General features: G+C 44.4%; 8 protein-coding genes and 1 pseudogene. 6 read left to right on the top strand and 3 right to left on the bottom strand.

Going from position 1 to position 8302, the window contains the following annotated elements; genetic code table 11:
* The first annotated feature begins 90 nt into the window (after positions 1-90).
* Positions 91-549 (top strand): SDR family NAD(P)-dependent oxidoreductase, encoded by a 459-nt coding sequence (locus HWQ40_RS17070; protein ID WP_292779794.1) that lies wholly within the window; start codon positions 91-93, stop codon positions 547-549.
* Between the two features lie 94 nt (positions 550-643).
* Positions 644-1300 (top strand): annotated as a pseudogene (locus HWQ40_RS17065) (HAD family phosphatase).
* A gap of 361 nt (positions 1301-1661) precedes the next feature.
* Here the strand turns inward: HWQ40_RS17065 and HWQ40_RS17060 are convergent.
* Positions 1662-2624: a sugar-binding transcriptional regulator gene (locus HWQ40_RS17060; RefSeq protein WP_292779792.1), complete on the bottom strand. Its 963-nt coding sequence runs from the start codon at positions 2622-2624 to the stop codon at positions 1662-1664.
* Positions 2625-2725: 101 nt separating this feature from the next.
* Positions 2726-3526, bottom strand: a complete 801-nt coding sequence (locus HWQ40_RS17055; protein WP_292779790.1) for an SDR family NAD(P)-dependent oxidoreductase — start codon at positions 3524-3526, stop codon at positions 2726-2728.
* 149 nt (positions 3527-3675) lie between these two features.
* On the opposite strand from HWQ40_RS17055, the gene HWQ40_RS17050 reads away from it, so the two are divergent.
* The 4 genes from HWQ40_RS17050 (at position 3676) to HWQ40_RS17035 (ending at position 7992) form a co-directional block, all read left to right on the top strand.
* On the top strand, positions 3676-3945 hold the full coding sequence (locus tag HWQ40_RS17050) for a hypothetical protein (protein ID WP_292779788.1): 270 nt from the start codon (positions 3676-3678) through the stop codon (positions 3943-3945).
* 179 nt (positions 3946-4124) lie between these two features.
* The gene (locus tag HWQ40_RS17045; RefSeq protein WP_292779787.1) at positions 4125-5636 is read left to right on the top strand and encodes a mannitol dehydrogenase family protein; all 1512 of its coding nucleotides are present in this window, start codon (positions 4125-4127) and stop codon (positions 5634-5636) included.
* Between the two features lie 97 nt (positions 5637-5733).
* Positions 5734-7200 (top strand): xylulokinase, encoded by a 1467-nt coding sequence (gene xylB, locus HWQ40_RS17040; protein ID WP_292779785.1) that lies wholly within the window; start codon positions 5734-5736, stop codon positions 7198-7200.
* A gap of 66 nt (positions 7201-7266) precedes the next feature.
* Positions 7267-7992, top strand: a complete 726-nt coding sequence (locus tag HWQ40_RS17035) for a gamma-glutamylcyclotransferase (protein ID WP_292779784.1) — start codon at positions 7267-7269, stop codon at positions 7990-7992.
* Here the strand turns inward: HWQ40_RS17035 and HWQ40_RS17030 are convergent.
* On the bottom strand, positions 7970-8212 hold the full coding sequence (locus HWQ40_RS17030; RefSeq protein WP_292779782.1) for a hypothetical protein: 243 nt from the start codon (positions 8210-8212) through the stop codon (positions 7970-7972). The genes HWQ40_RS17035 and HWQ40_RS17030 overlap by 23 nt on opposite strands.
* Positions 8213-8302: the final 90 nt, after the last annotated feature.

Raw genomic sequence — 8302 nt, 5'->3', positions numbered from 1 at the left:
CTCCTCAATGTGATTCAGTATGTCACTCATATTTTCGTGTTAAAAAACTTCTCATGATGTTCTTTTATCACAAAATATACTATTTTGGAGATGTCTATTGAAGCGGGAAATAGCTCAGACTGGCGGCGATCGTTTGACCTCAACGTATTAGGACTCCTATATGCTACTCATGCCGTTTTGCCTTTGTTGAAAGCACAAAAATCGGGGCATATAGTTAATATCTCCTCAGTGGCCGGCCGGACAGCGCGGGCGGGCATTGGTGTTTACAATGCTACCAAATGGGGTGTTAATGCCCTCTCGGAAGCATTGCGCCAAGAAGTCCACAAAGACAACATCCGCGTCACCATTATTGAACCTGGTTTGGTGGATACAGAAATTGACAACCAAATTACCGATCCCGTGGCCAAACAACGGATTCAAGAACGACGCAATTCAATTCAACCTCTGCAAAGCGAAGATATTGCTGCTGCGATCGTTTACGCTCTTACGCAACCGCCGCGCGTTAATGTCAACGAAATCCTCATCCGACCAACGGGACAAGAACACTAAAGCTAAAGGGCACGCCTGTTAAGCGTGCCCTTTTTTATACAGGTAGTATAAAATCTTTAACTCAATTGCAAATAAGTGATGAATATTCAAAACTATGGATGCTGTATTATTTGATATGGATGGTACTTTGCTGGATAGTGAACCGCTAAGTGATATTTTTCTAATCAAGTTTTGTAGGGAAATTGGCTTTGAGTTAACAGAAAATATCCTAGACAAATTTAGGGGTTCTGATGGTCGGACATTCTGGACATATCTCAGCAGAGAATTTAATTTATCTCTATCAATAGAAGAGTATGTATTGAGAGCAACATCAGATTTTGTTGAAGAGTTAAAAAATAACTGCAATCTTGCACCTATTGAGGGAGTTAAAGAACTGATTGATGAACTTTTTGATTTTGGAGTGCCTTTAGCTCTGGTATCTTCAGCTTCTAGAATCAGAGTTAACACAGTTTTAGAGTGCTTTAATATGCAAAATAAATTCAGTGTGAAAATATCTGGTCAAGATGTTGAATGAGGTAAACCTGAACCAGATATCTTTTTATTAGCATCTGAAAGGATGAATGTTAATCCTAATAAATGCGTTGTTATTGAAGACTCAGAAAATGGGATAAAAGCTGCTAAAAAAGCAGGTATGAAATGCGTTGGCTTTGCTGGATTGAAACATAATAAGCAGAATTTATCAAGCGCAGATTTAATTGTGAGTGCCTACTCAGATGTGAATTTTTACAGCTTACAGCAATTATTCGACTGAGAAAGTTAGCTCTTACTTGAATCTTGCTAAGTAGGGCTTGCTGAATAAACATAAAACCTTGATAAATCAATGCCTTGAGTGGGATAAAAGGTGAATAAGGTGCAAGGAAAAAGACTTGATATCACAAAAAATCAATCACTTTTTCGGAAGAAAGAGATTTAGGGGTAGTTTGTAACTCCCCTCCTGCCTCCTGCCTCCTGCCTCCTGCCTCTTAGCCCTCACGAAAAGACTTTTTCAGCAAACCCTAAGTATACTAAGAAAGAAACCTATATATGGAAAGCTTTCAGTTACTTTTGGTTTTCACAAATCAAAGATAAATTCACCATTCAACATTTAGCATAATTATCTCACTTAGTATTTACTAAATCTTAGAAAGAATCGCTTGGACCGCAGCTTCATCGGTAATCAATCCTGTAATTAACTTGCCATGCAGAGCAGCCAAAATCGCCTCTACCTTTTTCACACCGCCTGCTACACCAATAATCAGTCGATGAGCCGGTTGTTCGAGTGCTACACTGGCAACCCGACTATTTGTCCCCTCTTGCAGCAATACTCCACGATCGCTATAAGCCCAACCTGCAATTTCTCCTACTGCTCCCAGTTCAATCAATTCAGCTACCTCATCGTCATTGATGAAGCCGTCTTGATGTAACGGAGCATTCCAGGCAATGTGACTAATTCCGACAAAGGTTACTTTGGCTTGCTCTGCAAGAGTTTTGACGGCGATAAATGATCGCTGAGTCTGCAAGAGTTCTCGTTCTTCAATGCTAGTTGCGACAACGGGAGTCGGCACTGGGTAAGCTTGGGAACCGACGCGATCGGATAAATGCATGACTACTTCGTGGCGACCTGCACGCCCAGAATGGGACATATTGCCAATAATTGACACAATCTTATGTTGGGGTTGGCTCATTGAGGGTATCTGCTCCACCATTGTTCGCAATGTGCGACCTGATGACAACGCTAGTATGGTTGGGGTTTTAGCCATCAGGTAAGCCTCTAGGTGGGTGGCAGCACATACACCAATTCCGTATAGTGTATCACCACTGCCTGCGTCAGTTGGTACTACTTCACAAAGTGACAGAGCAAAGCGATCGCGTAACGACTCAGCTAGAGCAATGCATTCACTCAGGGGATGATCGAGTCGAAATTTAATCAATTTTTCACTGACTGCCAGTGCCACTAAGCGTTGTGCAGCTTGCCGGGACACATTGAGCTTGGCAGCAATTTCTTCTTGCGTATTGCCGGCGATGTAATAGAGCCAAGCAGCATGAGCAGCCAAGTCTAATTTGCGATCGCGCCGCTCCAAAAAAGATTGTCCCATATACTACCTGCAAAAGCTATGTATCTGTCAAAGGTATGATTACATTGTTTAGACTATATGCCCAAAGAAATAATCTTTGCTCAATTATTTTTAAATTTCTATTATCCCCCAGTAACCTCCAAGTTAAAGCCAGTAATGTAGCTTGCCTCTTCGCTCATCAAAAACGCTACCCCATTCGCCACCTCTGACAAACTCCCCAAACGCCGCATTGGCACGGAATTGATCATCTGTTGCTCAACTACCTTGGGATCGGCATCAAAGTATTGCGATCCTACTGCTGCTTGCAATTCGGTTTGCCGCGTCCACATAAAACCAGGGCCGATCAACGCAGGCGAGAGCGCATTTACCCGAATGCCGTAAGCAGCCAAGTCTTTCGCTGCCGTTTGAGTAATACCAATGACAGCAAACTTAGAAGCGGCATAAGCCAACATATTTGGCGGCCCAACCACGCCTGCATAACTCGCCATGTTCACGATCGCGCCTCCACCTGCATCGCGTAATTGCTGTGCAGCTGCCTTGAGAATGTGGAAAACGCCGACAACGTTAATGTCGATCACCTTTTGAAAATCGTCTTCAGGATATTCCTCAGTCTTGGCAAACACTCCTTGATAACCTGCATTATTAAATACATAGTCGATCCGCCCAAACTGTTTTACAGCGCCAGTAAAAGCTTTAGCAACATTATCACTAGCTGTAACATCACAGCAAAACGTGCCAACTGGAACGTTGTACTCTTTTAGTTCCTCAGCCACATCTGCCATCTTCGGTTCATTCAAATCTAGCAGGGCTATTCCTGCCCCATTAGCAGCAAAACGGTGTGCAGTTGCCTTGCCAATATCTCCTGCACCGCCAGTAATTAGGATCGTCTTACCTGCAAACTGATAAGTTGCTTTTGCTGTCATAGTTTCAACCTCTTATTAAAGAATTGTTGCAAATGGCCGTGATGGAAATCAGATTGGTATGATTTATATTATTGAGCTTTTGCCCAAAATTAGAGCATAAAATCAAAAATTTATTTCGGTTCGGTTTTTTACTTTAAAGGAGTTATGCGATGCGTATCCGCCGCTTCGCTAAAGTACTAGCAGCATTTCTCGCTGGAGTAATGCTGGTGCATCTGCTATATGCTTACTCACCGCGCTCCCAAGCCGCAGAGAAAACTAAACTAACGATCGCCACAGTTAATAATGGCGATATGGTGATGATGCAAGGGCTTTCTCGGAAATTTAAGTCAGCTAATCCTGATATTCAACTTAGGTGGGTTGTGCTGGAAGAAAATGTGTTACGCCAACGCACAACTACAGATGTTGCTAGCTTTGCGTAAAATCGTGGCGAATTGAGGGTTGAAATTTAAACGCAAAGGGGAGGCAGCGCGTTGCGGGGGTTCCCCGTTGTAGCGACTGCCGTCGCGCAAAGGTACGCAGAGAATTTGCTACGAATTAATGAAATGTTGTACTCTTCTCTGCGTCAGAAAAAACTTAAACCCATTAATGCAAACATTTTATGTCAAACAATATCAGCACAGGATCAGCAATCAAGCTGAATGAAACATCTCTGTCTCATTTAGGCAATAACGTTCGCGTACCCAATTACGATCGCCATCAAATCACAAACGGTATTGTCCATATCGGTGTGGGTGGGTTTCATCGAGCACATCAGGCTTTATACCTGGATAATTACTTTCATCAAAATCCCAATAGTGAATGGGGAATCTGTGGGGTTGGACTACTGGAATTCGACAAACGAATGCGGGATGCACTTAATTTGCAAGATTGTTTGTATACCTTAGTTGAAAAGTCACCAGCAGGCGTTGGCGCAGCCTCTCCCCAGGAGAATCGCGCTCGTGTGATTGGAGCAATTACAAAATATCTCTTTGCCCCAGATAACCGCCAAGCAGTGATTGACACCTTAGCAGATCCCAAATGCCGCATCGTCACCCTCACCATTACCGAAGGAGGCTACTACTATATTGAAGGTAGCGGTGAATTTGATGCCAATCACCCCACAATCCAATACGATTTGCAGCATCCTGATGAACCAATTGGAGTATATGGCTTTTTGACAGCAGCCCTTGTTCGTCGCCGTCAACAAGGAATAGCACCGTTTACCGTATTGTCCTGCGACAATCTCCAAGGTAACGGCAACATTGCCCGCAAAATGTTAACCGCATTTGCCAAAATGCAGAACCCGGAATTGGGGCATTGGGTTGCCGAACAGGTAGCCTTTCCTAACTGCATGGTCGATCGCATTACCCCCGCCACCACCCCAGCAGATATCAAAATGGTGGCTGAACAGTTTAACATCGATGATGCCTTTCCAGTCGTTGCCGAACCGTTCCTTCAGTGGGTAGTCGAAGACAATTTCAGCGCAGGTAGACCTGATTGGGAATCAGTTGGCGTTCAGATGACTAGTGATGTTCATCCCTACGAGATGATGAAAATCCGGCTGCTCAACGCCAGTCACTTGTTAATAGGCTATCTCGGCTCCTTGGCAGGTTACACCTACGTTCATGAAGTCATGGCAGATCCATTGATTCGACAAGCTGTCGATCGTTTGATGACAGAAGTTACACCTACACTCCAACCTGTACCTGGGATTGATTTAGATAATTACAAAAAGACCTTAATTGAACGCTTTGCCAATCCCAAGATTCGAGATCAACTCCCGCGTCTTTGCCTGAATAGCTCCGCCAAAATGCCAAAATTTGTTCTCGGCTCAGTCTGTGACGCGCTGCATCAAGGAGGAGCTATTGACTACATGAGCCTAACGGTTGCTGCTTGGTTCCGTTACCTCAACGGACAGGATGACCAAGGTAACACCATTCCCATTGATGACCCAATAGCAGGTACTCTGACTCAACTAGCTCATTCCAGCGGCTCTGATGCCAAACCATTGCTTAACCTAACTGAGATTTTTGGCGATTTATCGCAGTCATCACATTTTGTCGATGCAGTTACGAACCATTTACACAGATTGTATGAGTTTGGAGCTAAAGAAACATTAGTCAAAATTTAACCAGTTTAATGCCATACCATAAAACCAACGCAAGAGCCAGATTTGTTTATTCAATTTTTAATTAATAATTTTTAATTTTTAATTGGAGCGAAGCGACTTGACTGACATCGTAATTGGCTTAGATTTGGGTACAGGAGGAGTACGAGCGATCGCAGTTGATCTGCAAGGGCAAATTATCGCTCAGTCAACTAGAAGCTATCCTCTGTTAACTCCACAACCCGGTTGGACGGAACAGAACTCATCGGATTGGGTCGAAGCCAATTTGGATGCTCTCTTCGATGTTACTCAACAGTTAAACGGATATCAGCCGATTGCCCTCGGTTTATCTGGACAAATGCATGGTATGGTTCCTCTCGACGCCCAAGGCAAAGCGATTAGACCGGCAATTTTGTGGAATGACCAGCGCACAGGTAAAGCTGTTGTTGAGATTGAAGCCGCTATTCCCCGGCAGGAGTTGATTAAGCGGACTGGAAATCCGGCAATTACAGGATTTCAACTGCCGAAGCTTTTATGGTTGCGGACTGAAGAACCACAAGCATACACTCGGTTGTGGCAGATTCTTTTGCCCAAAGATTATCTGGGATATGTGCTAACAGGCGAAGCAGTAACGGAACCATCTGATGCCTCTGGTGTCGGCTGTTTAAATCTGGCGAATCGGCAATGGGATACAGATATTCTCCATACTCTGGATATCAATCCAGCGTTGTTCCCTCCAGTCATCGAATCTACTGCGATCGCTGGACGGCTAAAATCAGAAATAGCCGCCCGTGTGGGATTACCTGTGGGATTACCTGTGGTCGCAGGTGGAGGTGATAATGCCGCAGCAGCCATCGGTTTGGGCATCTCATCCAGCAACCTGAGCCGGGGTAGTTTGAGTATTGGCACATCAGGAGTGATCTTTGCACCGTGCGCTCGCCCAATTCCCGATCCCGAAGGTCGGATACATTTGTTCTGTCATGTAGATGGTGGCTATCATCTGCTGGGAGTGACGCTGGCGGCAGGTGGTTCTCTACGTTGGTATCGAGATACATTTGCACCGCATATATCCTACACCGATTTGATGGATATGGCAGAGCGATCGCAGCCCGGAGCGCGTGGTGTTCTATTTCTACCCCACCTCGCAGGAGAACGCAGTCCCCACCTCGATCCAGATACTCGTGGTGCTTTCGTGAATTTGTCATTAGCTCATACACAAGCAGATATAACTCGTGCTGTGCTGGAGGGAGTTGCATTTAGCTTGCGGTCAGCATTGGAGGTAATTAGTGCGATCGCTCCCCTCAATCAACTCTTAGCAACGGGTGGAGGCGCACGTTCTCACATCTGGTTACAAATTCTGGCAGATGTTTTGCAAACAAAACTCATTGCTCTCAAAGCCGAAGAAGGAGCGGCTTACGGAGCAGCTATTTTGGCAATGGTGGGGATTGGTGTTTACCCCAATTTAGAAACTGCACTCAAGATTTTACCGCAGGATAGTAATGTAGTACAGCCGCAGGCAAATCCTTTGTATGAAGCAGGGTTTAACCGCTACAAGCTACTTTACAATACCTTGAAAGCTGTTCGTTGATAATTAAAGTATCTTAAAGTTAGAGTGAATTAGTGAAGATTTACAGAAAAAGAAATAATCTGCATTATGTCACTCAGTCGTAGCGACCTCGAAGCCGGAAACGTACAGACGAGACTATTAGAAGCATCACACTCTGGAATCAAGTTAACTACCCTGAGTGAAGATGAGTTACAGCGATCGCTTGATACAACACTACAACAACAGCCACCAAATTCTGATATCTGGATATTTGCCTACGGTTCACTGATTTGGAATCCCTTAATCACATACGTCGAGCGCCGTGCTGGGATCGTTTATGGTTGGCATCGGCGCTTCTGTACATGGATGATCCTTGGTCGCGGTACTCCAGATAATCCGGGATTACTCTTAGGACTCGATCGGGGTGGTAGCTGTCGTGGCGTTATTTATCGGATTGTTGCTGCTGATGTCTCATCTGAATTACTGCTGATTTGGCGACGAGAGATGTTAGCTGGTGTCTACATTGCTCGTTGGGTGAAGGTATTTGACGGTACGCAGGAATTCCCAGCGATCGCTTTTGTTGCTAATCGCCAACATCCCAGGTACGCTCATCAGATACCATTAACAACTACTATTAATAGCATTGCTACCGCATCGGGAAAATTGGGTTCCTGCGCTGATTATCTGATGAAAACAGTTGAGGGATTAATCGCAGAAGGCATTAAAGATAGACAATTACTCTTGTTACGCAAACAAGTACTGGCAAAACAACAAGCGCTTTTAGTTAGTGGCGATCGCTCTACTTTAGCGCCTATTTACGGGCAACAGCCATGATGTGAGCGCTCATCCCCAATATAGAGGGTTCGGTTTCTAACCAACGAATCGCTTCTAAAAGGCGATCGCGGCGGCCTACATCATTCCAGTGTTCCTGAAAGTTTTGTAATAACCAGCCTGGCCCTTCAATCGCTAAAATCTTTTCAGAATGTAAACCCGCTTCTTCAACCTCTGCTCTGAGTTCTTCTGGATGATGAAAGAAGGTTTTTGTAAAAGACATCTCCAAAATAGTATATTTTGTGATAAAAGAACATCATGAGAAGTTTTTTAACACGAAAATATGAGTGACATACTGAATCACATTGAGGAG

The organism is Nostoc sp. NMS9 (genome assembly GCF_017114995.1).
Lineage (GTDB): Bacteria > Cyanobacteriota > Cyanobacteriia > Cyanobacteriales > Nostocaceae > Nostoc.
Note: the sequence above shows the minus strand (reverse complement) of the source record. Positions and strands in the feature narration are given on the sequence as shown.

Coding starts and splice junctions, on each gene's coding strand:
- HWQ40_RS17045 (WP_292779787.1), top strand. CDS start 4,125: ATGTCAAACAATATCAGCACAGGATCAGCAATCAAGCTGAATGAAACA.
- HWQ40_RS17055 (WP_292779790.1), bottom strand. CDS start 3,526: ATGACAGCAAAAGCAACTTATCAGTTTGCAGGTAAGACGATCCTAATT.
- HWQ40_RS17070 (WP_292779794.1), top strand. CDS start 91: ATGTCTATTGAAGCGGGAAATAGCTCAGACTGGCGGCGATCGTTTGAC.
- HWQ40_RS17030 (WP_292779782.1), bottom strand. CDS start 8,212: ATGTCTTTTACAAAAACCTTCTTTCATCATCCAGAAGAACTCAGAGCA.
- HWQ40_RS17050 (WP_292779788.1), top strand. CDS start 3,676: ATGCGTATCCGCCGCTTCGCTAAAGTACTAGCAGCATTTCTCGCTGGA.
- HWQ40_RS17060 (WP_292779792.1), bottom strand. CDS start 2,624: ATGGGACAATCTTTTTTGGAGCGGCGCGATCGCAAATTAGACTTGGCT.
- HWQ40_RS17035 (WP_292779784.1), top strand. CDS start 7,267: ATGTCACTCAGTCGTAGCGACCTCGAAGCCGGAAACGTACAGACGAGA.